Raw genomic sequence first — 24,738 nt, 5'->3', positions numbered from 1 at the left:
CCTGCCCCTCCCCTCCCCTTCCCCGAAGTCCCTCTCACAGCAAGGAGAAACCCGGCCATGCCTCCCGCAGCCCGCACGGGCGACAGCACCGCCCACGGCGGTCTCATCGGCACCCCGCCCCCGGGCGCGGTGGCCGTGGCCACCGTGCTCATCGGCGGCCGGCCCGCGGCCGTCACCGGGAGCCTGCACGGGTGCGTCGTCCCCCCGCACGCGGCGCTCGGTCCCGGCAACGTGATCATGCCCAACCCGGCCGCAGCGATCGGCGGTGCGGTGCTGATCGGCGGACTGCCCGCGGCCCGGATGGGCGACAGGACCACCTGCGGCGCACCCATCGTCAGCGGTGCGTTCGACGTCCTGATCGGGGGTCCGATGTGAGCGGCGGAGGATTCATCGGACGCGGCTGGGGCTTCCCGCTGCGGACCGGGCCGACGGGCGGCATCGCGCTGGTCGGACGGGACAAGGAGATCGAGGAAGCGATCGGGCTGATCCTCGGCACCGCGCCGGGCGAGCGGCCGATGCGCCCGGAGTTCGGCTGCGGCATCCACGAGTACGTCTTCGCGCCCGGCGACGGGGCGACCGCCGGGCGGATCGCGCAGGAGGTCCGCACCTCGCTGGAGCGGTGGGAGCCGCGCATCGAGGTCACGGACGTGGTGGTCGCCTTCGACGCCGTCGAGGAGGGCACGCTCTACATCGACGTGCACTACACCGTGCGGGCCACCAACGACCTGCGCAACCTGGTCTTTCCCTTCTACACGATCCCGTCGTCCGAGGGCTCGGCGGCAAGGACCGCTCAGGAAGCGGGGAGGCTCTGATGGCCCTGCCCTCCCCCAACCTGGACGACCGGCGCTTCCAGCAACTCGTCGACGAGGCCAAGCGGTTCGTCCAGCAGCGCTCCCCCGAGTGGACCGACCACAATGTGTCCGACCCCGGCGTCACGCTGATCGAGACCTTCGCGTACATGGTCGACCAGTTGCTGTACCGGCTGAACCGGGTGCCCGACAAGAACTACGCGGCCTTCCTCGATCTGCTCGGTGTGACGCTGTTCCCGCCGACCGTGGCGCGGGCCGAGATCGACTTCTGGCTCTCCGCGCCGCAGCCGGAGACCGTGCACCTGCCCGCCGGTACGGAGGTGGCCACCGCGCGCGGCGAGGCCGAGGAGCCGGTGGTGTTCTCCACCTCCGAGGACCTGCCGATCGTGCCGAGTTCGCTGGAACGGCTGGTGACCGCGCCGGTGTCGGGCGACCAGACGGACCGGACGGCGCCGCTGGGCGCGGGCAAGGACATTCCGTGCTTCCAGGCCCGGCCGGAGCCCGGCGACGCCCTGCTGTTCGGGCTGCCGACGGCCGTGCCCCGGTGCATCGTCGCCGTCCGCCTCGACAGCCGGGTGGAGGGCGTGGGCGTCGACCCGCGGCAGCCGCCGCTGGCGTGGGAGGCGTGGGACGGGGCCCGCTGGGTGGCCTGTGCGACCGGCACCGACTCCACCGGCGGCCTCAACCGGCCCGGTGAGGTGGTGGTGTTCGTCCCGGCCGGGCACACGGCGTCCGTCGTGGCGGGGACCCGGGCGGGGTGGCTGCGCTGCCGGGTGACCGCCCCGGAGCCGGGCCAGCCGTTCTACTCGGAGTCGCCGACGATCCGGGAGGCCGAGGTGTTCACGGTCGGTGGCACGACGGCGGCCGAACACGCGGAGACCGTTCTCGATGTACCCCTCGGGGTGTCGGAGGGCGTCGCCGGGCAGCGGTTCACGGTGGGCCGGGCGCCACTGCTGCTGGACGGGGACCCGCCGGTCGTCCAGGTGTCGACGGACGAGGGCTGGGAGATCTGGACCCCGGTCGAGCACTTCGGCGCGTCCGTCCCCGGTGACCGGCACGTCCGGGTCGACGCCGTCGCCGGGGAGTTCGCGTTCCCGCCGGAGGTACGCGAGGCCGACGGCACGATGCGTGCGTACGGGGCGGTGCCCGAGAAGGGCGCCCGGCTCCGTGTCCCCCGCTACCGCACGGGCGGCGGGTCGGCCGGGAACGTCGCCCGGGGCGCGATCTCGGTGCTGCGCAGCTCGGTGCCGTACGTCGCGGGCGTCGACAACCGCGAGGCGGCGACCGGCGGCGTCGACGGGGAGACCGTCGAGAACGCCAAGGTGCGCGCGCCCAACATCCTGCGGGTGCAGGAGCGGGCGGTCACGGCCGAGGACCACGAGCTGATCGCCCGGGAGGCCGCGCCGTCCCTGCGCCGGGTGCGGTGCCTGCCGGCCGTGCCGGGCGAGGCGGGCGCGGTACGCGTGCTGGTGGTGCCGGACGCGGTGGCCGACGAGGACGGGCAGGTGCGGTTCGAGCAGTTGATCCCCTCGGACGCGGTGCTGGCGGCGGTGACGGACCGGCTCGACGAACGGCGTCTGGTAGGAACCCGGTTGGTCGTCGAACCGCCCGCCTACCAGGGCGTCACGGTGGTCGCCCGGCTGGTGGCCGCGCCCGCTGACGTGGACCGGGTGCGGGCCGAGGCGCTGGAGGCGCTGTTCCGCCACATCGACCCGTTGCGGGGCGGGGCGGACGGCCAGGGGTGGCCGTTCGGCAGGCCCGTGCAGTACGGGGAGGTCTTCGCCGTGCTCCAGAGCGTGGAGGGGGCCGGTCTGGTGGAGGACGTCCGGCTGTTCCCGGCGGACCCGGTCACGGGCAGGCGCGGGGCGGCGGTGGACCGGATCGACGTGGCGCCGGGAGCCCTGGTCTTCTCGCACCAGCACCAGGTGGTGGTCACCGCGAGCGGGGCCGGTGAGGCCGTATGACGCGGGCGGCGATACCCGGGCTGCCCAGCCGCTACCCGATCGGTGAGCTGCTGCCCGCCCTGTACGCGGACGACGACCTGGCCCAGCGGTTCACGGCGGGCCTGGACACGGTGCTGGCCCCGGTCCTGTCCACGCTGGACAACCTTCCCGCGTACGTCGACCCGGCCCTCGCCCCGGCCGACTTCCTGCCGTGGCTGGCGTCCTGGGTGGGCGTGGAGGCCGATCCGGCGTGGCCGGTGGAGCTGCGCCGGGCGGTCGTCGCACGCGCCGTCGAGCTGCACCGGTGGCGCGGCACCCGGCGGGGTCTCGTCGAGCGGCTGCGGCTCTGCTGCGGGGTGCACGCGGAGGTCCGGGACGGCGGGGGCGCCACCTGGTCGGCCGAGCCGGGGGCCGCCCTCCCGCCGCCGCCGACCGGTGAACTCCTCGTCCGCGTCCGGCCGGTGCGCGCGGACGACGCGGTGGACGCCCACCGCGTCCTGGAGGTCGCCTCCGCCGCGTGCCCGGCCCACCTGACCTGCCGGGTGGAGGTCCTGCCGGGCCCGCCCCGAGCATCCGACGCGCCCGATGCGCCTGAACGGACTGGAGGCTGACGTGATGCGTTCGTGCCCGGCGTGCGGAACGCCCAACGGCGAGAGCGACGACTTCTGCGGCAACTGCGGCACCTACCTGGGCTGGTCCTCGGAGCCCGTACGACGAGGACGCACGCCGGAGGCGGAGGTGGTCCCGGAGCCCGCCCACGAGCCGACGGCGAAACCCGAGGCTCCGGCGCCGGTGCCGGAGCGACGGCCCGCCTCCGAGCCCGAGCCTGCGCGGACGGCCGAGCCGGCGCCTGCTCCGGGGCCGGAGGCCGGAGCCGGAGGCCGGTTGCCGGAGGCCGAGCCTGCGCCGCCCGCGACCGCGCGCCCGGAGACCCCCGCTCGCCCCGAACAACCGCCGAAGCCGCCCCGGTCGGCTCCCCCCGCGCCCCCGGTGGGCCCCGCGCCCACCCCCGAACCGGCGACGCCTCCCCCGCCCCCGGCGCGGCCCCCCGCCCCTCCGGCACGCGTCCCCTCGGTGCCTCCCGTACGGCCCGGAGCCCCGGCATCCGCGACGTCGGGCGCGTCCGGGACCGCGTCCGACGCGGACGGGCCGGTGGGGGCCGTGCAGCCCGCGCGGCCCGTGGCCCGGAGGCCCGTCGTGCGGCCGGTGGCGGCGGACGAGGCGCCGGACGGGCCGCCCTGCCCCGCCTGCGGTACGCCGAACCTGGCCGGGCGGAAGTTCTGCCGGCGGTGCGCCGCCCCCCTGCAGGTCCGGGAGCAGCCCGCCGCCCTGCCGTGGTGGCGCACGGTGTGGCCTTTCCGCCGCCGGGTGCGCGGGGGTTCGGGCCGGGCGCTGCGGCGGACTCTGCTGGTGCTGGCCGTGGCCGCACTGGCGCTCGCGGGCTTTCTGTTCTTCCCGCTGGGGCGGTACGCCATCGAGGACGTCCGGGACAAGCTCGGCGGCACGGCGGAGATCAGCCCCACCGGGGTGACCGCGAGCGCGGCGGCACCCGGTCATCCCGGGAGCGCGGCGATCGACGGTCTGACGAACGAGTACTGGGGCGCACCCGCCCTCGGCGCCTCGCTGACCTGCTCGTTCGGGACGCCGTTCCGGCTGGTCGGCATCGTGGTGCACACCGGGGTGTCGAAGGAGCCGCAGGAGTTCCGGCGGGGCGCGCGGCCGACCCGGGCGGACCTGCTCGTGACCACGGAGGACGGCAAGGTCCACAAGAAGGCGGTGACCTTCAACGACAAGCCGGGCAAGCAGACGGTACGGATGGGCATCAGCGACGTCCGTTCCGTCGAGCTGGTGCTGCGGGAGGCCACCGGCCGGGGCGAGGGGCGCCCGGTCGCCGTGGGCGAGGTCGAGTTCTTCCGGCGTACCTGAACCGGCCGCCGCCCCCGGGGTTCACCAACGCCTCAGTAACGATCAGAGAGTTATTGACGACCAAACAATTCCGGTCACACATGGCTTCCCTCGGCGCCCCCACACGGGGTTGACTGGGCATTACCCATGGTGACGTGCTCGCCTGCCGGCTCACCGGCCCTGCCCGGGCGCCGCGGCCCCCGGCGGAGGAAGGAGGACAGCGGTTGGCCAGCCCTCCCGCTTCGCCACGCCGCTCCGGCGCCCGGCCGCCGAGGCTCCCGGCAGCCGCTTCCCGACGGGCCCGTCCCCTGCTCGGTCACCCGGAATGTGGCGTTCACATCGCCCGCCCGAATTCATCAGACGAGGGGCAGCAATGAGCCAGATCACGTTACCGACGTTTCATATGCCGTTCCAGAGTGCTGGGTGCCATCCCGGCTTGGCGAAAACTCGTGAGGCCGCCTGGGAATGGGCTGAATCCGAGGGGCTCGACCTGTCCGTACCGGCCCGGAAGAAGATGATCCGGACCCGACCGGAACTGTGGATATCCCTCATCTTCCCGAAGGCCTCACAGGACCATCTCGACCTGTTCTGCCAATGGCTCTTCTGGGCCTTCCTGGTGGACGACGAGTTCGACGACGGACCCGCCGGACGTGATCCGCTGATGTGCGAGAAGGCGATCACCCGCCTGGTGGACGTCCTCGACGGAGCCGCGCCGAACGGGCCCATGGAGCGGGCGCTCGCCGGGCTGCGGGACCGGACCCGCCCCGGGCGTTCGCCGCAGTGGAACCGGCAGTTCCGGCGGGACACCGCCGCCTGGCTGTGGACGTACTACGCCGAGGCCGTCGAGCGGGCCGCCGGACAGGTCCCGAGCCGGTCCGAATTCGCCAAGCACCGGCGGGATTCGGTCGCCATGCAGCCCTTTCTCTGCCTGCACGAGATCACCGCGGAAATCGATCTCCCGGAATCCGCCCGGAGCCTGCCCGCCTATATCGCCCTGCGGAACGCGGTCACCGATCATTCCGGGCTCTGCAATGACATCTGCTCCTTCGAGAAGGAAGCCGCTCTCGGCTACGAGCACAACGCCGTACGTCTCATTCAGCGCGACCGGGGATGCACCCTCCAGGAAGCCGTGGACGAGGCCGGGATCCAACTGGCCCGGATAGCCGAGCGGGTTCAGCGGGCGGAAAAGGAGCTGGTCCAGGAAATCGAGGCGGCGGGCATCACCGGCCCGACCCGGGCGGCCCTGGAGCGCTGTGTCCAGGACTACCGGGGGCTCGTACGGGGGGACTTCGACTACCACGCGCGTGCCGAGCGCTACACCCGTCCGGATCTGGTGGAGCTGGACGAACGGGACTCGCTGTCCCAGTACTTCGCGGCCTGAGCGGCCGGATCAGCCCGTACCGGGGCCCGAGAATCCCCCGGGCCCCCGGTACGGGCCGGCCGACCTGGACGTTCACCGGCCGATCAGCCGCCCGGGTGGTGTCGCGGGCCACCGCTTCGGGGCAGGCATGTATCCGTGCCGAAGGCCACGGCACGGAGGCCCGCCCGGCGAGAGGGAGCGGCAGGCACCATGACCGACATCGCGGCGGGGGCTTCCCCGCGGGTGACGACCGTGCACGGCACCGTGCGCGGGGCGGTGGAGCGGGGCGTCGCGGTCTTCCGCGGCATCCCGTACGCGGCTGCGCCGGTGGGCGCGCGGAGGTTCTGCGCCCCCGGACCTCCGGAACCGTGGACCGGGGTGCGCGAGGCCGTGGCGTACGGTCCGACCGCCCCGAAGCGGCCGTACGCCCCGCCGCTGGACCGGCTGCTGCCGGACCCGGCGGTGCCGGGCGACGAGTGGCTGAACCTCAATGTGTGGACGCCCTCGCCGCAGCCGGCCGGGGCCGCCGGGCTGCCCGTCCTCGTGTGGATCCACGGTGGCTCGCTGGTGCACGGCTCCTCGGCGGTGCCGGTGTACGACGGGTCCGCGTTCGCCCGGGACGGGGTCGTTCTCGTCTCCGTCAACTACCGCCTGGGCGTCGAGGGCTTCGGCGTCCTCCCGGACGCGCCCGCCAACCGGGGCCTGCTGGACCAGCTGGCCGCCCTGGAGTGGGTGCGCGACAACATCGCGGCGTTCGGCGGCGACCCGGACCGGGTGACGGTGGCCGGGGAGTCGGCGGGCGCGATCTCCATCGCCGGGCTGCTGGCCGCGCCCCGGTCGGCGGGGCTCTTCCGGCGGGCGGTGCTCCAGAGCGGGGCGCCCGCCGCGCTGCCCCCGGACGCGGCGCGCGGGACGACCGAGCTCATCGCGAAGCGGCTCGGGGTCCCCGCGACGGCCGCCGCGCTCGCCGCCGTGGACCCGGAGGCGCTGCTGACCGCCCAGACCGAGGTCACCAGCGGCGGGAACCCGCTGACCGGCCGCCACTCCTTCCAGCTGGTCGTCGACGGGGATCTGCTGCCCCAGGACCCGGTGGCGGCGCTGGGGGCGGGCGCGTCCGCAGAGGTGGACCTGCTGCTGGGGACGAACACCGAGGAGTACCGGCTCTGGTTCGTGCCCGGCGGCCTCACCGAGAAGATCAGCCGGCTGAAGCTGCGGCTGGCGCTGCTGAAGTTCCGGGTGCCGAACGCCACCGCCCGCACCTACCGCGCCAACCGTCCGGAGGCCACGCCGGGTGAGATCCTCGGCGCGCTCGCGACGGACCTGCTGCTGCGGGTCCCGCTCAACCGGCTGGCCGACGCCCGGACGGACGCGCCCGGTGCCACGTACGTGTACGAGTTCGGCTGGTCCACCCCCGTACAGCGGCTCGGCGCCTGCCACGCGCTGGAGCTGGGCTTCGTCTTCGACACGCTCACCCACCCCGACACCCAGGCCCTGGCCGGCCCGGACGCCCCGCAGGAGCTGGCGGACGCGATGCACCGGGCGTGGGTGGACTTCGCGACGGGCGGGGACCCCGGGTGGCCGGCCTGGGACGGGCGGCGGCCGGTGCGGTTCTTCGGCCAGGACGGTCCGGCCGTGGTCCTGGCCCCGCGCGACGACGAGTTGCGGAGCTGGGAGCCGTACCGGAACGCCCCCTAAGGCCTGAGCGAGATCCAGTGCGGGTCGGGGACCACCGTGAGGACCGCCGAGACCACCACGACCAGCCCCAGCACGACCTGTTCGCGGCGGGCCAGCCGGAGCGCGACCGACGGATCGGGGTCCCGGAGCATGCGCCGCCGCGCCGCCAGGGCCAGCACACTGACGACGGCCATCAGCGCCAGCTTGAGCAGCAGGGTGCGTCCGTAGGCGGAGGTGAACACCACGTCCAGCGGCAGCCTGCGCAGGGTCGAGGCGGTACCGGTGGCGGCGAGGGCGGCGTACAGCCAGACCGCCAGGCGCGCGTACCGGCCGAGCAGGGCACGCGCGGCGACGGGTGAGCCGCGCCAGATCCACAGGGTGCGCAGGACGTGCAGCAGGCCGCCGGTCCACAGCGAGGCGGCCGTCAGATGGACGACGGTGAGGGCGGCGCCGAACTCCGGGCTGTACGCCTCCGGGTGGGCGCGCAGTGCCTCCGCACCGATGACGACGGCGAGCGGGGCGAGCGCGAGGGCCGGGCGTCTGCTCGCGGCGCAGAGGGCGGCGACGACCAGGCCGTTGGCGATGAGGAGGAGCAGGCCGCCCTCGCGGGTGCCGTAGGTCTCGGTGATCCCGAGGTCGCTGACGGCGGCGAGACGGACGATCTGCCCGGCCGCGGCGGCGGCCCCGGCGAGCGAGGCGAGCACCGCCCAGCTCCGTACGGCGGTCCGGGGCCGGCCCCGGACGGGCCGGATGAGCTGCGGGGCGAGGAGTTCCCCCAGATGGAGGGCGAGCGCGGCGAACAGGACGGTGCGGAGCACCGTGGTGAGCCCCGCGCCGGGTATCCGGAGTTCGCCGGTGCCGCGGGCCATGAGGGCGGGCCCGAACAGCGCGACGAGGAGGGCGAGGACGCCCGCCGCGCCGAGCAGGAGAGGGGCCGTCCACGAGCGGCGGGCCGGCGTCGTCCCAGCCGCTCCGCCGAATATCTCGTCGAAAAGCGGCACTGCGCTCGGCACGCTGCTTGCCGGCATCGTCGGCGTGGCCGGGTCGGCCGGGGGTCCGGAGAGCATCACGGCTCGATCCTCGTCGGTGGACAAAGCCGCAGCAAGCCGCGCACGGCGGGCATCAGGGGCGCCTCCGGACGTACGCTGCGGCGGCCGGCCCCGACGGCGCGGGACCGGCCGCCGCAGCAGATGAAGCTCTGCCCGGCTCAGGCCTTGTTCTGCGCGGCCCAGAACTCGTCGAAGGTGAGCAGGCCGTCGCCGTTGCCGTCGTGGGCGTTGATGATCGCCTGCGCCACCGTCTCGGTGACGAAGGGGTCGCCCAGCTGGGCCATCGCGCTCTTGTACTCGTTGGCCGTGATGAGGCCGTCGCCGTTCGCGTCGAACCTCTCGAATACCGTGCGCGCCGACTCGATGTCCGCCACTGTTCCGCCCCTTCGTGCTGCCGAATGTCAGGGGTCAGATTATCCGGCCGTCCGGGTGACGTCGGCGGCCGGTCGGTCCAGCAGCTCCGTGGCCGTCACCGCGTGCAGCCCGCGGCGGCCGATCTCGGCGAGGAGCAGCGGCAGCGCCTCGACGGTGACCGGGCGGCCGAGGCTCAGCTCCACCACCGATCCGTTGCGCAGTTCCCCGGTGACCTTCCGGGTGACGGCGGCGACGCGGGTGGCGGCGTGGTCGCGCGACTCCACGTCGCAGGCGAGGACATGGGGGTAACCGGCCCGCCGGGCGAGGCGGTGGACGAGCGGAGAGGTGTACGCGGTGGGCGAGGGCCGGAACCAGGCGCCGATGGACCCGGTGAGCCGGCGCAGCCGCCGGGCGCAGGCGGCGATCTCCTCGTACGCGGTGCGCTCGTCCAGGGCCGCGAGGTCGAGGTGGTGCTCGGTGTGGTTGCCGATCTCGTGGCCCCCGTCGAGGATCCGGCGGGCCAGTCCGGGATGCTCGGCGAGCCACGTGCCCACCGCGAGGACCGTGACGCGCGCCCCCGCCCGCTCGCACCGGGCGAGTGCGGTGCGGGCGAGGTCCGGGTCGCCCCGCCCGTCGAAGGTGAGGGCGACGCGGGGCCGGTCGCGGGGGCCGTGGGCGACGCGGAAGGGCGCCCCGGGGAAGCGGCGCGGGGCGGCGGCCGGGACAGTGGCCGGGGCGGCGGTGCCGGTGGGGCCGGGGCCGGCGACTCTCCCGCTTCCGTCGCTCCGCGCGCAGCCTGCGGCAAGGGCGGCGGCCAGCGCCCCGGCCCCCGCGCCCAGCACGTCGCGGCGGCCCATCGGAGTCCTGCGTCCGTCCATGCCCGACCACCTCACGTTCCACGGGTACGACCGATTCCCGGGACACAGTAGGGGCGGACGGGCCGAAATGGGACGATTGCGCAGTTCAGCAGATGATCAATGAATCATTCAAGCCCTGCCATAAAAATGCATGGAAACCCAGGTGAGTGACCGAGCACACCTACGATTCAACCGAGCGTTGCCCATTTGTTCCTTAAATATTCCGACAAGTCGCTTTGGCGCCGGGGTCGCCCGTCTGCCATAGTCGGAGCCACGACCCCCATTGACCCGGGCCAGGTCGTCCTGAGCGGCCGTGAACACACCCCCCATTTCACGGCCCCCGTCAGAAGCCCCCGCAGCGCCGCACCACGGCCGACCGGGGGCTTCTGCGTTCCGTCGGAAGACTCCCGCCGTATCAGCGGTCGGAGATCCGCATCTCGAACCAGGTGGTCTTGCCGCGCGGCAGCAGATCCACGCCCCAGCGGTCGGAGAGCTTGTCGACGAGGAAGAGCCCGCGGCCACTGACGTCCATCTCGCGCACCGGCATCAGACACGGCAGCCCACGCGAGGGGTCACGCACCTCGACCCGGATCCACCCCCGGCGGCGCACCATGCGTAACCCGAAGACCCGGGCCCCGGTGTGGCGCACCGCGTTGCCGACGAGTTCGGAGACCAGGAGCACCGCGTACTCCGCGGTCTGCGGCGAGAGGGCCCACTGGCGGAGCACGACGCAGGAGGTGAGCCGACGGGCCGTCGCCGCCGACTCCGGGCGGGACGGCAGCCGCACTTCCCCCTCCGTCGGATTTCCGAACAACTCCAGCGCCTTGAACGCCTGTTCGTCATCCATGATCGACGAACTGCGCGCCGCCGTCGCGCTGCTGCGCGGTCGCGGCTGATCCACACCCTCCAGGCCCGCCATGCCCACCATCATGGCCGCCCGGATCGCCTTCCGGGGCCGTTCCTTCGGAATCCGCACCCCGGATCAACGGGGTTCACGGAAGGCTTTTGGCATATGCCTCTGACAATCCAACCTCGCGCACGGCCCGCCTGAGCTGCGACGACGTTCCACCCGAGGCGCACGGCCCGGACGATGACGGTGCCGGGCCTTAAGGTTGCCTTAAGGCCCGGCTAATCCGCCCTGATTGGTGAACCCCTCACGCGAGGCCCACCCGACCCGACTACCCGGGGGCCCCGACCTGACTACGGATCACCGGTCATCTGACTGCGGGTCAGCGGAACGTGGCCTTCCCCGGCCCCTCCTCCACGAAGCTGCGCATCCCCCGCTCGCGGTCCTCGGTGGCGAACAGGCCGGCGAACCAGTTCCGCTCGATGGTGAGTCCCGTGTCGATGTCCGTCTCCAGCCCGGCGTCGATCGACTCCTTGGCCGCGCGCAGCGCCAGCGCGGGGCCCTTGGCCAGCCGGGCGGCCCACGCGTGGGCCTGGTCGTAGACCTCGGCGGCCGGGACCACTCGGTCGACCAGGCCCAGAGCCAGTGCCTCCTCCGCCTTGACCATGCGGCCGGTGAAGATGAGGTCCTTGGCGCGGGAGGGGCCGATCAGGCGGGCCAGGCGCTGGGTGCCGCCCGCGCCGGGGATCAGGCCGAGGAGGATCTCCGGCTGGCCGAGCTTGGCGTTGTCGGCGGCGATCCGGAAGTCGGCGCAGAGAGCCAGCTCGCAGCCGCCGCCCAGCGCGTAGCCGGTGACGGCGGCGACGACCGGCTTCGGGATGCGGGCGACGGCCGTGAAGGCGTCCTGGAGGCCCTTGGAGCGGAGGACCATCGCCGTGTGGTCCATCGCCTGCATCTCCTTGATGTCCGCGCCCGCCGCGAACACCTTCTCGCCGCCGTAGAGGATCACGGCGCGCACGTCCTCGCGCCGGGTCGCCTCCTCGGCCAGCTCCCGCAGCCGGTCCTGGATCGCGACGTCCAGGGCGTTCATGGGCGGCCGGTCGAGCTGGATGGTGCCGACGCCGTCGCGTACTTCGAAGGTCACAGTCATGGCTAGAGGTTAACCAGCGCTAACGACGGCGGGCCCGGTGCCGTTGGTCACAGCACCGGGCCCGCCAGGTCACACGGGAGTGGGAGAGCGTTACTTCTTCCACTCCTCCCAGTCCATGTTCCAGCCGTTGAGGCCGTTGTCCGGCTGGATCTGCTTGTCCTTGGAGTTCTTCACGATGACCACGTCGCCGATCATCGACTTGTTGTAGAACCACGCCGCCGGCGTCTGGTTGTCGTAGCCGCCGCGCACGTCGCGCAGGCCGACACAGCCGTGGCTGGTGTTGGTGTTGCCGAAGATCGAGGACGCGCCCCAGTAGTTGCCGTGCAGGAAGGTGCCCGAGGTGGACAGCCGCATGGCGTGCGGGACGTCCTTGATGTCGTACTCGCCGCCGAAGCCGACGGTGTCGCCGTTCATCCGGGTCACCTTGAGCTTCTCGCTGATGACCATCTGGCCGTTGTACGTGGTCGTCGCCGGGGCGCCCGCGGAGATCGGGATGTCCTTGATCTGCCTGCCGTCGCGGACCACCTTCATCCGCTTGCTGCTCGCGTCGACGGTGGAGACCTGGCTGCGGCCGATGGTGAACGTCACCGTCTTGGCCTGCTTGCCGTAGACGCCCGGCCTGCCCTCCACGCCGTCGAGGTTGAGCTCGACGGTCACCTTGGTGCCCGGCTTCCAGTACTTCTCCGGGCGGAAGTCGAGGCGGTCGTTGCCGAACCAGTGGCCCTCGATCTCGACGGCCGGTTCGGCCGTCACCTTGATGCCCTTCTCCACCGCGGCCGGTTCGGTGATGCCACGGGTGAAGTTGATGGAGACCGGCATGCCGACGCCGACGGTGGAGCCGTCCTCGGGCGTGTAGTGCCCGATGAAGGTGTTCGCCGGGACGAGCGTGGTGAAGGTGGTGTCCTTCGCCGACTCACGGCCCTCGGAGTCCTTGGCGACCGCGTGCACCGTGTACTTGGTGGAGGCGGCGAGATGGCGCTCGGGCGTCCAGCTCGCACCGTCGGCGGAGATCTCGCCCTCGACCTCGTTGCCCTTGGGGTCGGCGACCTTCACCGTGGTCAGCTTGCCCTGCTCGGCGCCGATCTTCAGGGCGCCGCTGGTCGCCACGGACTCCGCCCCGTCCTTGGGCGCGATGGTCACGACCGCCCGCGAAGCGGTCGTGTCCTCCTTCTTCGTGCCGCCCGCCGGTCCCTTCCCGTCCCCCGCGTCGGCGCTGCCGCCGCCTCCGCACGCCGTCACCAGCACCAGCAGTGCCCCCAGAACCAGGGCCAGAAGCCCCGGCCCGCCGCGCCGCTTCCCGCTCGCCCCGGCCGATGCCCCCGATATCGGCTGCCCGTTCACTGTGGTCGTCTCCCCTCGCACGGCCCGGCTCCCGCCATGGCCCGCACCCCCGCGCGCTACACCTGCACGCCCGCCGCAAGATAATCACATCGCGGGCGCGGTGAACTCCCTCCGGAATGTCACCGTTCCGTCCCAACCGGTCCGACGGGATCGCGGGGAGTGTGCAGGTGGCGCGGGGTTCCGGGGGGGAGAGAAGTGGCCGGGGCCGGGCCCTCTGTGCGGAGCGAGCAGCCGGGACCCCGGGGGTTCAGCGCAGGGCGGAGCCCGCCGTCCACTTCTTCCAGGTCATGTTCCAGCCGCTGAGGCCGTTGTCGGGGGCGACCTTCCTGTCCTTGGAGTTGACGACCTCGACCACGTCGCCGATGAGGGTCCGGTCGAAGAACCAGCCGCCGGGGGTGGAGCTGCCGCCGCCCTTGGCGTCGCGCAGCCCGATGCAGCCGTGGCTGACGTTCTCCTCGCCGAAGACGGACTCGTCGGCCCAGTAGTTGCCGTGCAGGAAGGTGCCGGAGGTGGTGAGCCGGATCGCGTGCGGCACGTCCTTGATGTCGTACTCGCCCTTGCCCTCCTTGTCCGTGAAGCCGACGGTCGCCCCGTTCATCCGGGTCACCTCGTGCATCTCGGTGACCACCATCTTCCCGTTGTACGTGGTGGTCTTCGGGGCACCCGCGGTGATCGGGACCGTCACGACGAGCTCACCGTCCCGGCGTACCTCCATGGTCTTGGCCTCGGCGTCGACCCGGGAGATCTGGGAGCGGCCGACGGTGAAGACGACGGTCTTGTCCTGACTGCCGTAGACGCCCGGGGCGCCCTCGACGTCCCGCAGCCCGATGTCGACGGTGACCTCGGTGCCGGGCTTCCAGTAGGTCTTCGGGCGGAAGTCGAGCCGGTCCTTGCCGAACCAGTGGCCGGCGACCTCCACCACCGGATCGGACGTCACCCGGATGGCCTTCTCCACCGCGGCCCGGTCGGCGATCGGGCGGTTGAAGGCGAAGGAAACGATCATGCCGGTGCCCACGGTGGACCGGTTCTCCGGTTTGAAATAGCCGATGAAGCGGTGCTCGGGCACGAGCGTGGTGAACGTGGCGTGCCGGGCGGAACGGCGGCCCTGTCCGTCCACGGCCACCGCGTCGATGCTGTACTTCGCGGCGAGGGCGAGCCGGGCCGCCTCGGGCTCCGGGGCCCAGGAGCGTCCGTCCTCTGCGATGCGCCCCGCGACCGTCTGCTGTCGCGCGTCCTCGATCCGCATGACCTTCACGCTCTCCAGCCGCCCGTCGGGGACCTTCACCGCGATCCGGGTCTCCTCGTCGACATCCTTGGCCCCGTTCTCGGGGAAGACGCTGATCACGTCGCCGGGGGACCGCGCCTTGCCGTTGAGCAGGGCCTCCCGGGTGTCGGTGCAGCCGGTCAGCAGGGCCAGCACGGTCAGCAGTCCTGCCCAGGTCAGCACGGCGGCCGAGCCGGCGCGTGCGCTCTTCGCTGTGTGGTTCACGCTCCCCCAACGACCAGGGCCGGTCGGGGGAAACGTGAGTGAGGGCCGCCCGGTGGGCAGAACAGAGGGGAGGACTGCCTGAAGGGGGCCGCGGCCGGGACGCCGCGCGCCCCCTCGTAGGTGCCCGTCCTATGAGCCGCGGGAGGCTACACGGTGTCGAGCGCAGCCGAGCAGGAGGCAGTACAGGATCCCGAGCGGGAGGCGGTGCGGGATCCGGGGACGGTGGCCGCCGTCCGGGCGGAGATCGTGGAGGTGCAGCGCACCGAGCACGCCGAAGCCGTACGGGCCGCGGCCCCGGCCCCCACCGTGTGGCCCGGGGCCCCGATGCCGCTGGGGGCCCGCTTCCGGGTCGGCCCGGACGGGGTGGCGGGGACGAACTTCGCGCTGTGGGCGGGCGGGGCCGAGGCGGTCGAACTGTGTCTGTTCGACGAGCGGGGCGTCGAGACGCGCTGCCCGCTGACCGAGCTGACCCATGAGATCTGGCACGGCTTCGTCCCCGGCGTACGCCCCGGTCAGCGCTACGGCTACCGGGTGCACGGCCGCTGGGACCCGTGGACGGGGGCCCGCTGGAACGCGGCGAAGCTGCTGCTCGACCCGTACGCCCGTGCGGTGGACGGGACCTTCGCCCTGCCGCCCGAGGTGTACGGGCATGTCCGGGACTGGCCGGACCAGCATGTCGCCGACACCGTGCGCGACGACCGGGACTCGGCCCCGTACGTCCCCAAGGGCGTGGTCGTCCACGATGACGACGACTGGGTGGAGGACCGCCGCCCGAAGACCCCGTGGGCCGACTCCGTCATCTACGAGCTGCACGTCCGCGGATTCACCAGGCTGCACCCGGACATCCCGCCCGAGCTGCGCGGCACGTACGCCGGTCTCGCGCATCCGGCGGCGATCGAGCACCTCACCCGGCTCGGGGTGACCGCCGTCGAACTGCTCCCGGTGCACCAGTTCGCCCACGAGGACCATCTGCTGCGGCGCGGGCTGCACAACCACTGGGGCTACAACTCCATCGGCTACTTCGCCCCGCACGCCGACTACTCCGCATCCGGCACGGCCGGCCAGCAGGTCGGTGAGTTCAAGCGGATGGTGCGCGCGCTGCACGACGCCGGGATCGAGGTGATCCTCGACGTCGTCTACAACCACACCGCGGAGGCGGGCGAGCTGGGGCCGATGCTGTCGCTGCGCGGCATCGACAACCGCGGCTACTACCGTCTGGAGGGCGACCCGCGCCGCTACGCCGACTACACCGGCTGCGGCAACACCCTGCACGTCGTCCAGCCCCAGGTGCTGCGGCTCATCACCGACTCGCTGCGCTACTGGGTCACCGAGATGGGCGTCGACGGCTTCCGCTTCGATCTGGCGGCGGCGCTGGCCCGGTCGATGCACGACGTCGACATGCTCTCCCCGTTCCTCGCGGTCATCGCCCAGGATCCGGTGCTGCGCCGGGTCAAGCTGATCGCCGAGCCGTGGGACGTCGGCAACGGCGGCTACCAGGTGGGAGCCTTCCCGCCCCTGTGGACCGAGTGGAACGACCGCTACCGCGACGCCGTACGGGACTTCTGGCGCGGCGCGCTCCCCGACGTACGGGATCTCGGCTACCGGCTGACCGGCTCCAGCGACCTGTACGCCTGGGGCGGGCGCCGTCCGTACGCCTCGGTCAACTTCGTCACGGCGCACGACGGATTCACCCTGCGCGACCTGGTCTCCTACGAGCAGAAGCACAACGAGGCCAACGGGGAGGGCAACCGGGACGGGACGAACGACAACCGGGCGTGGAACTGCGGAGCGGAGGGCGAGAGCGACGATCCGGAGATCAACGCGCTGCGCCGCCGTCAGCTCCGCAATCTGCTGACCACGCTGCTGCTGTCCACCGGGGTGCCGATGCTGGTGGCCGGAGACGAGATGGGCCGGACGCAGGGCGGCAACAACAACGCCTACTGCCAGGACAACGAGACCGGCTGGGTCGACTGGTCGCTGCTGGACCAGCCGCAGTGGCGGGAGCTGACCGCGTTGACGGCCCGGGTGCTGACGCTGCGCCGGACCCATCCGGTGCTGCGGCGCCGCGCGTTCTTCTCCGGCCGGGCGCAGGCCCCGGACGGGCTGCGGGATCTGGCGTGGTTCGCCCGGGACGGCCGGGAGATGACGGAGGGCGACTGGTACGCGCCCGCCGCCACGATCGGGCTCTACCTCTCCGGGCGGGACATCCCGGGGCGGGACGCCCGGGGGGAGCCGGTGACCGACGACAGCTTCCTGGCCGTCCTGCACGCGGGCGCGGAGCCGACGTCCTTCGCCCTGCCGGGGGCGCCGTGGGGAGACGCGTACGAACTGGTCCTGGACACCTCGCGGGAGGAACAGGCCGAGGCTCCGGGCACGGCCCTGGACGGCGGTACGGAGATGACGGTGCCGGCCCGTTCGGTGCTGCTGCTGCGCGTGGTGGAGTAGCGGAGCGGGAGGAGACAGGTCAGCCGAGGATGCCCCGGTCACAACCGACGGCGGTGACGGCGGAGTACGACCGGGTGCGACCGGACCGGGCGGGCGGGGGGTGAGCGGGCGGCGGGCGGCCGGAAATTGGGAGGACCGATGTCAGTGGTGAAACGTAGGGTCGGCCCTGATGCCCAAAATGCCTGCAGAGCGCACGGACCGGTCCGCCGTGCGCTCCCTCCTGCGCCTGTGGCCCTATGTCCGACCCGTGCGGGTGCGCCTGTTCACGGCCGCCTTCGTGGCGATCCTGGCGTCCTGTCTGGGGCTGGTGATCCCACTGGTCCTGAAATGGATGGTGGACGGCCCGGTCGCCGACCGCGATCCGGGCGGGGTGTGGCTGGGGGCGCTGTACCTGCTGCTGCTCGGCATCGCGGAGGCGCTGCTGTTCGGGTTCCGGCGGTGGCTGGTGGCGCGGCCGCTGGCCGGGGTCGAGGCGGCGATGCGGGCGGACCTCTTCCGCCATCTGCAACGGCTGCCGGTCGCGTTCCACGACCGCTGGGCCTCGGGTCAGCTGCTGTCGCGCGGGACGACGGACCTGATGCTGCTGCGGATGTTCCTGGCGTTCCCGCTGACCTTCCTGGTCGTCAACACGGCGACGATCCTCGTCGGGTTCGTCCTTCTGTTCGCCCAGGACTGGACGCTCGGTCTGGTGCTGCTGGCGCCCGCGGTGCCGCTGATCATCCTGTGCTCGCTGTTCGAGACGAAGTACTCGGTGGTCGCGCGCCGGGCCCAGGACCAGGTCGGCGACCTCACGACGGTCGTCGAGGAGAGCGTGCTGGGCATCCGCATCGTCAAGGGCTTCGGCCGGCATCGCAGCCAGGCGCGGGCGTTCAAGGCGCTCGCGCACCGGTTGCGCGACACGGAGCTGGGCAAGGCCCGGCTGCTCGCCGGGATCTGGGCGCTGATCACGGCCATCCCGGAGCTGGCGATCGGCGCGGCGCTGGTGCTCGGCACGATCCAGGTGGCGGACGGGACGCTGTCGGCGGGCACGCTGGTGGCGTTCCTGTCCACGGCACTCGCACTGCGCTGGCCGGTGGAGTCGATCGGCTTCCTGCTGGCGATGAGCCAGGAGTCGGCGACCGCCACCGACCGGTACTTCGAGGTGATGGACGTGGCGGAGGAGCGGGGCGCCGTCGCCGTACGGGAGGGCACGCCGGCCACCGCGCCGGGGATGGTGTTCGAGGGCGTCGCGTTCCGCTACCCGGACGCGGACCCGGACTCCCCGCCCGTCCTGTCGGGCATCGATCTGCACATCCGGCCCGGCGAGACGCTGGCCCTCGTCGGGGGTACGGGGTCGGGCAAGACGACGCTGACGGCGCTGGTGCCCCGACTGCACGAGGTGACCGGCGGGCGGATCACGCTGGACGGCGAGGACATCGCCACGATGGAGCGCTCACGGCTGCGGGAGCTGGTGTCGGTGGCGTTCGAGGAGCCGACGCTGTTCTCCGCGACGGTCGGCGAGAACGTGACGATGGGCGCGGCGGACGCGGACGAGGAGCAGGTGCGCCGGGCGCTGTCGGTGGCCCAGGCGGACTTCGTGCACGACCTGCCGCAGGGGCTGGACACGGAGGTCGGCGAGCAGGGCCTGAGCCTCTCCGGCGGCCAGCGTCAGCGCCTGGCGCTGGCGCGCGCGGTGGTCGGTGAGCCGCGCTTCCTGGTGCTGGACGATCCGCTCTCCGCGCTGGACGTGCATACGGAGACGCTGGTGGAGGCCGCGCTGCGGGAGGTCCTGGCGCGGACGACGGCGGTGGTCGTGGCGCACCGCCCGTCGACCGTGATGCTGGCGGACCGGGTGGCGCTGCTGTCCGGGGGCCGTATCGCCGCGGTCGGCACGCATCAGGAGCTGCTGCGCGACAACGCGGAGTACGCCTGGCTGATGTCGGGCGCGGGGTCCGGCGGGGCGGACGGCCCGGCAGGGGACGGCCCGGCAGCGGCGCCCAGGGGCGCCGGTGGCGCCGACGCCGCGCCGGAGCGCACGGCGCGGGTGCCTGAGGACGCCGCACCGCCCCCGGCCGCCGCGCCGAAGACCGCCCCCGCCCAGCAGGTTCCCGCCGAGGAGGGCAGTGCCCGATGACCACGACCACCGACGACGCCTCGCTTCCCGCGGCCGAGGACGAAGGCCTGCGGAAACGGAAGAAGAGTCCGACCACTCCCGAACCCCGGCCCTCCGGCGACCCGTTCGACCGGGACGACCTGCCCGCGCCGCCCGGGGCGACCCTGGCGCTGCTGTTCTCGCTGCTGGCCCCGATGCGCGGCCGGGTCGCGATGGCGGCCCTCCTGCTGGTGGTGCAGCAGGTGGCGATGCAGGCGGGCCCGCTGCTCGTGGCGTACGCGATCGACAGCGGGGTTCCGGCGTTCCGGGACCACGACTACGGCCCGCTGGTCGCGGTCGCCGTCGGCTACGCGCTCTGCTCGGCCGGGGCGGGCGTCCTCCAGTACGGCTTCATCCGGGCCGCCGCGCGGATCAACCAGGACGTGCTGCTGGAGCTGCGCGGCCGGATCTTCCGACACGCTCAGGCGCTGAGCATCGACTTCCACGAGCGCTACACCTCGGGGCGGCTGATCTCGCGCTCGACCACGGACGTCGAGTCGCTGCGGGAGCTGCTGAGCGAGGGGCTCCAGGAACTGATCGGCGTGGTCCTCTCGTTCGTGTCGATCGCCGTGGTGCTGCTCTGGCTCGACCTGGGGATCGGCGCGATCGCCACGCTCTCCTTCGTACCGCTGTATCTGATGGTCCGCATGTACCGGCGGCGGGCGTCCGTCGCGTTCACCGTCCGCTCCACGGCGATCGCGGCGGTGATCGTGAAGTTCGCGGAGACGATGAACGGCATCCGCCCGGTCCAGGCGTTCCGCCGGGAGCGGAGCAACGACGCCGCCTTCACGGAGCTGAACACCCGCCACGAGCGGTCGAACGGCGATGCCATGCTGGAGATGGCCCGCTATGTCGTCGGCTCCCGGCTGGTCGCCAACACGGCGGTGGCCGGCATGGTCCTGTGGGGCGCCTACCGGGTGGCGGACGGCACGCTGGCGCTCGGGGTGCTGGCTGCGGCGGTGCTGTATATGCGCCGACTGTACGACCCGATCGACCGGCTGGGGATGTTCCTCAACTCCTACGAGTCGGCGGCCGCTTCACTGGCGAAGATCGCCGGCCTCCTGGCCCAGACGCCGAACGTCCCCGAGACCGACCACCCCACCGAGCTGCCGTCGCGCTCGGGCGGCCTCCCGGGCCGGGAGGTCGTCTTCGACGGCGTGCGGTTCGCCTACCGTACGGGGGGCGAGGTGCTGCCCGCCTTCGACCTGCGCATCCCGGCCGGACGGACCGTGGCGGTCGTCGGTTCCACGGGCGCGGGCAAGTCGACGCTGGCCAAGCTGCTGGCCCGCTTCTACGACCCGACCGAGGGCCGGGTCCTGCTGGACGGCACGGACCTGCGCGACCTGTCCACCGCCGAGCTGCGCCGGGGTGTGGTGATGGTGACGCAGGAGGCGTTCCTGTTCTCCGGCACGGTCGCGGAGAACATCGCGATCGGCCGCCCGGACGCCACCCGCGAGGAGATCGAGCACGCCGCGAAGGCGATCGGCGCGCACGACTTCATCGCGGCCCTGCCGGACGGTTACGACACCGACGTACGGAAGCGGGGCGGCCGGATCTCGGCGGGCCAGCGCCAGTTGGTGGCCTTCGCCCGCGCCCTGCTGGCGAACCCGTCGGTGCTGATCCTGGACGAGGCGACCAGCTCCCTGGACATCCCCGGCGAGCGCGCGGTCCAACGGGCCATGGACACGGTGCTGCACGGCCGCACGGCGGTGGTGATCGCCCACCGGCTCTCCACGGTGGAGATCGCGGACCGGGTGCTGGTGATGGAGCACGGCCGGATCGTGGAGGACGGCGCCCCCTCGGAACTGATCGGCGGTACGGGGCGGTTCGCGGGGCTGCACCGGACGTGGAGGGACAGCTTGAGCTGAGGAGCGGGCGGCGCTCGTAGCGGCCCGCGCTTCCGGGGAGCCTGCGCGCGGCGCCGCCGAGTCCGGCCCGGCCCCGGATGCCGGGCCGGGCGGCGTACGTGAGAATCGGACCGGAGGTGGTACGGGTGAGCGGTCGTCGGCCCTCTCGGGGAGCTCCCCGGTTCCTGGCCCGGTGCGCGCTGGTGGCACTCGCGGCCGTGGTCGCGGTGCTGTGCCTGGCGCTCGTCGACGTCGGGGTGCTGGTCTTCGTCGCCGGGATCGCAGGGCTGGCCCTGTCCGCCGTGGGCCTGTGGTGGCTGCTCTCCCTGCGCGGGCTGCCCCGCCTGCTGGGCGCACTCCTCGCGGTCGCCGCGCCGGTCGCGGTGCTCGCCTACTACATCTGGCGGGGCGTCTGGGTCTGGGCGCTGCTCGCCCTGGTGCTGTACGGCCTGGCCCTGGTCTGCGGCCGGGCGGCGATGCGCGCGCACGGCAAGGCGTACGTGGTGCGCGGCAGCGCCGGACGTCGGCCGCGGCAGCCCTTCCTCATCATGAATCCGCGCTCCGGCGGCGGGAAGGTCGGGCGCTTCGGCCTTGTGGAGAAGGCCGAACGGCTCGGTGCGCGGGTGCACTTGCTCGACACCGAGGGCGGCGGGACCGATGTGGAGGAGCTGGCGCGCGAGGCTGCCGCGAACGGTGCCGACCTGCTCGGAGTGGCCGGCGGGGACGGTACGCAGGCGCTGGTCGCGGGGGTCGCGGCCGAGCACGGGCTGCCTTTCCTGGTGATCCCGGCGGGCACGCGCAACCACTTCGCCATGGACCTCGGCCTCGACCGCACCGACCCGGCCCGCTGCCTGGACGCGCTGACCGACGGCGAGGAACTCCGCGTCGACCTGGGCTTGGTGAACGGGCGGCCCTTCGTCAACACCGTGTCCTTCGGGGCGTACGCGGATATCGTGCAGCAGCCCGAGTACCGCGACGCGAAGGCGGGGACCGCGCTCGCGCTGCTGCCCGACCTGCTCGGGACGGAGGGCAGGCGCCTCGACGCGGCCGCCGGGGAGAAGCTGCTCACCGGACAGCAGGCCGTCCTCGTGACCAACAATCCCTATGCCAGACCCGATCCGCTCGCCGCGGGTCTGCGACCGCGCCTGGACCGCGGCAAGCTCGGGGTGATCGCCGTGCGCGTGGAGAGCGCGGCCCAGGCCGCCGACCTCGCCGTGCGAGGCGCGCACGCGCAGGGCGTCGTCTTCGCCACGGTGCGCGGAGTCGAGGTGACGGCCCCGGAAGACCTGATTCCGGTCGCGGTGGACGGTGAGGCGCTGATGCTGCCGGCTCCGGTCCTCTGCACGGTGCGGCGCCGGGCCCTGCGCGTCCTGGTCCCCCGCACCCGGCCGGGCACCGTGGCCCCGGCGTCACCGCTGAACTGGCGCTGGATCGCGGCGCTGGCCCTTGGGCGTGCGCGATGAGGGCGGCGGACGGGCCCGGTGCCGCCGGCGTTCCCGCCGACGAGACGGGCGGGTCGTGCCGGACCGGGACCGCGGGGGCGACCGTCGCCGCCGCGCTGCGCGACCTGCGCGCCATCGACGGTGCCGTGTACGCGGCAGTGGCCGCCACGCCCACCCCCACGCTGGACACGGCGCTGCGGCGGCTGTCCCGGGCGGCCGACCGCTCCAAGCTCTCGCTGGGCATCGCCGCCGGGCTCGCCGTCTTCCCCGGACGGCCCCGGCAGGCGGCAGGTGCGGGGCTCGGCGCGGTCGCCATGGCCTCCGCCTCCGCGAACCTGCTCGCCAAACGCCTGGTCCACCGGCGTCGCCCCGACCGGGAGGCAGCCCCGGTCACGGTCGCACGCCAGGTTCCCATGCCCGCTTCCGCTTCCTTCCCGTCCGGCCACACCGCCTCGGCCGTCGCCTTCGCCATCGGAGCCGGCGCCGTCCTGCCGGGGGCCCTGCTGCCGCTCTGGAGCCTGGCGAGCGCCATCGCCTGCTCCCGCGTCCACTACCCCGGCGACGTGGCCGCCGGCGCGGTCCTCGGCGTCGCGAGCGCGGTGACGGCACGCCGGCTGAGCAGGGAGCTCCCGGGAAGACGTACAACGTGACCGGGGAGCCGCAGGGCGCCCCTCCGACTCGTATGCCGTGCACCGGCCCGACCGGACCGGACACCCGGTAGGGCGGGTGCGATGCCGACGGGATTCGAACCCGCGGACGAGACGGGACAGGTCCGCCCCTGCCTCATCGAGTCGCCGCAGGGTGGACCTCCCCCGCGGCGATCGCCTTGGACCGCTCGGCCACGGCACCGCACCCTGCGGGACCACGTGACCCCGGTCCGCCGATCGTAGGGGCGCGGCCGTGTCCGGGCGACCGGATTCGCCGTCCTCACCCCGGCAGCAGCCGCACCGCCGCGTTCCGCAGCCGGGTGCGTTCCGTGCTCATGAAGCGGTGCAGGGTCCGCGAGGCGAAGGCGGTCCGCTGGGCGCTGCGGCGGCGTTCGCGGTCGTAGGCGCGCAGGGCGCCGGCGAGGCCCGCCGGGCTCGGGGGCGCCGCGGCGAGCGCGCGGGCCAGGGCGTCCGCGTCGAGGATCGCGGTGCAGGCTCCCTGGCCCAGGTTGGGCGTCATGGCGTGGGCCGCGTCGCCGACCAGGGCCACGGGGGCAGGGCCTGCGGCGGCGGAGACGAAGGACGGCAGCGCCGGGTGCAGGTGGCGCATCTCGTAGCGGATCCAGGTCGCCGGGTCGGTGGCGGCCAGGATGCGCGGGATCGGGTCGTGCCAGCCGGCGAAGAGGCCGCGCAGTTCGTCGGCCGTGGTGGCCTCGGGGGCGGTGGCGTACCAGTTGGTGCGGCCCGGTTCGACCGGGGTCAGTCCGAAGAAGCGGCCGCTCCCCCAGGTCTCGCCGTGCACCGGGCTCTCGATGTCGGCGATGCCGATCCAGGCGACGGTGCCGACCTCGTGCGGGCCGCTGCGGTCGCCGAAGCGGGCGGTGCGGACGGCGCTGCGGATGCCGTCGGCGCCGACCACCAGGTCCTGCCCGGCGGCCAGGGCGTCCACGTCGGTGACCCGCTCGCCGAGTTTGACCGGTACGTCACCGAAGGCGTCCAGGCCCGCGAGCAGGGCGTCGAGCAAGTACGGGCGGGAGATGAGGAGTTCGGGGCGGCCCGCCTTGCGTTCGATGCGTTCCAGCGGGAGGCGGGCGATGGAGGAGCCGTCCGGGGTGCGGATGTGCGCGTCGCGGTAGGGGACGGCGTGCTCACGCAGCGCGTCGCCGACACCCAGGCGGTCGAGCGCGGACTGTGCGGTGGGGTGGATGCCGAAGGCCGCTCCGTACCGCTCCAGTTCCGTGCGGCGTTCCAGCACCGTCACGCTCCAGCCCGCGCGGCGGAGCCCGATCGCGGCCGCCAGGCCGCCGATGCCCGCGCCGACGACGGTCGCTGTCCCTGCCATGCCGCACTCCCGAAGCTCGTAGGGCTCGCACAGAGGAACCACCACATCCGTGGTACCACGGCTGGGGTAATATCAGCAAGGACGGAGAGCGGAGACGAGGGAGCGC

The 24,738-nt window shown here is 73.3% G+C and carries 20 protein-coding genes and 1 tRNA gene; 12 read left to right on the top strand and 9 right to left on the bottom strand.

Features of this window, described 5'->3' with window-relative positions:
* The first annotated feature begins 57 nt into the window (after positions 1–57).
* The 7 genes from RNL97_RS23615 (at position 58) to RNL97_RS23585 (ending at position 7,712) form a co-directional block, all read left to right on the top strand.
* The gene (locus RNL97_RS23615; protein ID WP_030580037.1) at positions 58–375 is read left to right on the top strand and encodes a PAAR domain-containing protein; all 318 of its coding nucleotides are present in this window, start codon (positions 58–60) and stop codon (positions 373–375) included.
* A complete protein-coding gene (locus RNL97_RS23610) occupies positions 372–812 on the top strand; it encodes a GPW/gp25 family protein (protein WP_030580035.1) in 441 nt (146 codons plus the stop codon). The genes RNL97_RS23615 and RNL97_RS23610 overlap by 4 nt, the downstream gene beginning before the upstream one ends.
* A complete protein-coding gene (locus tag RNL97_RS23605; protein ID WP_243315220.1) occupies positions 812–2,773 on the top strand; it encodes a putative baseplate assembly protein in 1,962 nt (653 codons plus the stop codon). The genes RNL97_RS23610 and RNL97_RS23605 overlap by 1 nt, the downstream gene beginning before the upstream one ends.
* Positions 2,770–3,363, top strand: a complete 594-nt coding sequence (locus RNL97_RS23600; RefSeq protein ID WP_243315218.1) for a phage tail protein — start codon at positions 2,770–2,772, stop codon at positions 3,361–3,363. Before RNL97_RS23605 ends, RNL97_RS23600 begins: the two co-directional genes overlap by 4 nt.
* A 586-nt stretch (positions 3,364–3,949) precedes the next feature.
* Positions 3,950–4,678, top strand: a complete 729-nt coding sequence (locus RNL97_RS23595) for a zinc ribbon domain-containing protein (RefSeq protein WP_279343956.1) — start codon at positions 3,950–3,952, stop codon at positions 4,676–4,678.
* A gap of 415 nt (positions 4,679–5,093) precedes the next feature.
* Positions 5,094–6,038: a terpene synthase family protein gene (locus RNL97_RS23590; protein WP_415923330.1), complete on the top strand. Its 945-nt coding sequence runs from the start codon at positions 5,094–5,096 to the stop codon at positions 6,036–6,038.
* Between the two features lie 189 nt (positions 6,039–6,227).
* On the top strand, positions 6,228–7,712 hold the full coding sequence (locus tag RNL97_RS23585; protein WP_030580023.1) for a carboxylesterase/lipase family protein: 1,485 nt from the start codon (positions 6,228–6,230) through the stop codon (positions 7,710–7,712).
* Here the strand turns inward: RNL97_RS23585 and RNL97_RS23580 are convergent.
* The 7 genes from RNL97_RS23580 to RNL97_RS23550 all read right to left on the bottom strand — a co-directional run bounded on the left by RNL97_RS23580 (position 7,709) and on the right by RNL97_RS23550 (position 14,778).
* Positions 7,709–8,758, bottom strand: a complete 1,050-nt coding sequence (locus tag RNL97_RS23580; RefSeq protein ID WP_030580020.1) for a CopD family protein — start codon at positions 8,756–8,758, stop codon at positions 7,709–7,711. The two genes, RNL97_RS23585 and RNL97_RS23580, sit on opposite strands and share 4 nt — an antisense overlap.
* A 140-nt stretch (positions 8,759–8,898) precedes the next feature.
* Entirely contained in the window at positions 8,899–9,114 is a 216-nt protein-coding gene (locus RNL97_RS23575) for an EF-hand domain-containing protein (protein WP_030580017.1), read from the bottom strand.
* 39 nt (positions 9,115–9,153) lie between these two features.
* Entirely contained in the window at positions 9,154–9,972 is an 819-nt protein-coding gene (locus RNL97_RS23570) for a polysaccharide deacetylase family protein (RefSeq protein ID WP_030580014.1), read from the bottom strand.
* Between the two features lie 394 nt (positions 9,973–10,366).
* Positions 10,367–10,882: an ATP-binding protein gene (locus RNL97_RS23565; protein ID WP_030580011.1), complete on the bottom strand. Its 516-nt coding sequence runs from the start codon at positions 10,880–10,882 to the stop codon at positions 10,367–10,369.
* A gap of 298 nt (positions 10,883–11,180) precedes the next feature.
* Positions 11,181–11,948, bottom strand: a complete 768-nt coding sequence (locus tag RNL97_RS23560; protein WP_030580008.1) for an enoyl-CoA hydratase/isomerase family protein — start codon at positions 11,946–11,948, stop codon at positions 11,181–11,183.
* A 90-nt stretch (positions 11,949–12,038) separates the two neighbouring features.
* The gene (locus RNL97_RS23555) at positions 12,039–13,289 is read right to left on the bottom strand and encodes a L,D-transpeptidase (protein ID WP_030580005.1); all 1,251 of its coding nucleotides are present in this window, start codon (positions 13,287–13,289) and stop codon (positions 12,039–12,041) included.
* Positions 13,290–13,536: 247 nt separating this feature from the next.
* Positions 13,537–14,778: a L,D-transpeptidase gene (locus RNL97_RS23550; protein WP_243315216.1), complete on the bottom strand. Its 1,242-nt coding sequence runs from the start codon at positions 14,776–14,778 to the stop codon at positions 13,537–13,539.
* Between the two features lie 153 nt (positions 14,779–14,931).
* Here RNL97_RS23550 and glgX point away from each other — a divergent pair, with 153 nt between their 5' ends.
* From glgX to RNL97_RS23525, 5 genes are all read left to right on the top strand, one after another.
* Positions 14,932–17,223: a glycogen debranching protein GlgX gene (glgX, locus tag RNL97_RS23545; RefSeq protein WP_030579999.1), complete on the top strand. Its 2,292-nt coding sequence runs from the start codon at positions 14,932–14,934 to the stop codon at positions 17,221–17,223.
* Between the two features lie 169 nt (positions 17,224–17,392).
* The gene (locus RNL97_RS23540) at positions 17,393–19,336 is read left to right on the top strand and encodes an ABC transporter ATP-binding protein (RefSeq protein WP_313751163.1); all 1,944 of its coding nucleotides are present in this window, start codon (positions 17,393–17,395) and stop codon (positions 19,334–19,336) included.
* Complete coding sequence (locus tag RNL97_RS23535) at positions 19,333–21,222, top strand: ABC transporter ATP-binding protein (RefSeq protein WP_313751162.1); 1,890 nt, start codon at positions 19,333–19,335, stop codon at positions 21,220–21,222. The genes RNL97_RS23540 and RNL97_RS23535 overlap by 4 nt, the downstream gene beginning before the upstream one ends.
* A 182-nt stretch (positions 21,223–21,404) precedes the next feature.
* Positions 21,405–22,664, top strand: a complete 1,260-nt coding sequence (locus RNL97_RS23530) for a diacylglycerol/lipid kinase family protein (protein WP_313751161.1) — start codon at positions 21,405–21,407, stop codon at positions 22,662–22,664.
* Positions 22,661–23,293, top strand: a complete 633-nt coding sequence (locus tag RNL97_RS23525) for a phosphatase PAP2 family protein (RefSeq protein ID WP_313751160.1) — start codon at positions 22,661–22,663, stop codon at positions 23,291–23,293. Before RNL97_RS23530 ends, RNL97_RS23525 begins: the two co-directional genes overlap by 4 nt.
* A gap of 79 nt (positions 23,294–23,372) precedes the next feature.
* On the opposite strand, the gene RNL97_RS23520 is transcribed toward RNL97_RS23525, so the two are convergent.
* A tRNA-OTHER gene (locus RNL97_RS23520) sits at positions 23,373–23,492 on the bottom strand.
* 78 nt (positions 23,493–23,570) lie between these two features.
* The gene (locus RNL97_RS23515; RefSeq protein ID WP_030579982.1) at positions 23,571–24,632 is read right to left on the bottom strand and encodes an FAD-dependent oxidoreductase; all 1,062 of its coding nucleotides are present in this window, start codon (positions 24,630–24,632) and stop codon (positions 23,571–23,573) included.
* Between the last annotated feature and the right edge of the window lie 106 nt (positions 24,633–24,738).

Source organism: Streptomyces parvus (assembly GCF_032121415.1).
GTDB lineage: Bacteria > Actinomycetota > Actinomycetes > Streptomycetales > Streptomycetaceae > Streptomyces > Streptomyces globisporus_A.
This window is presented reverse-complemented; position numbering and strand designations above follow the sequence as displayed.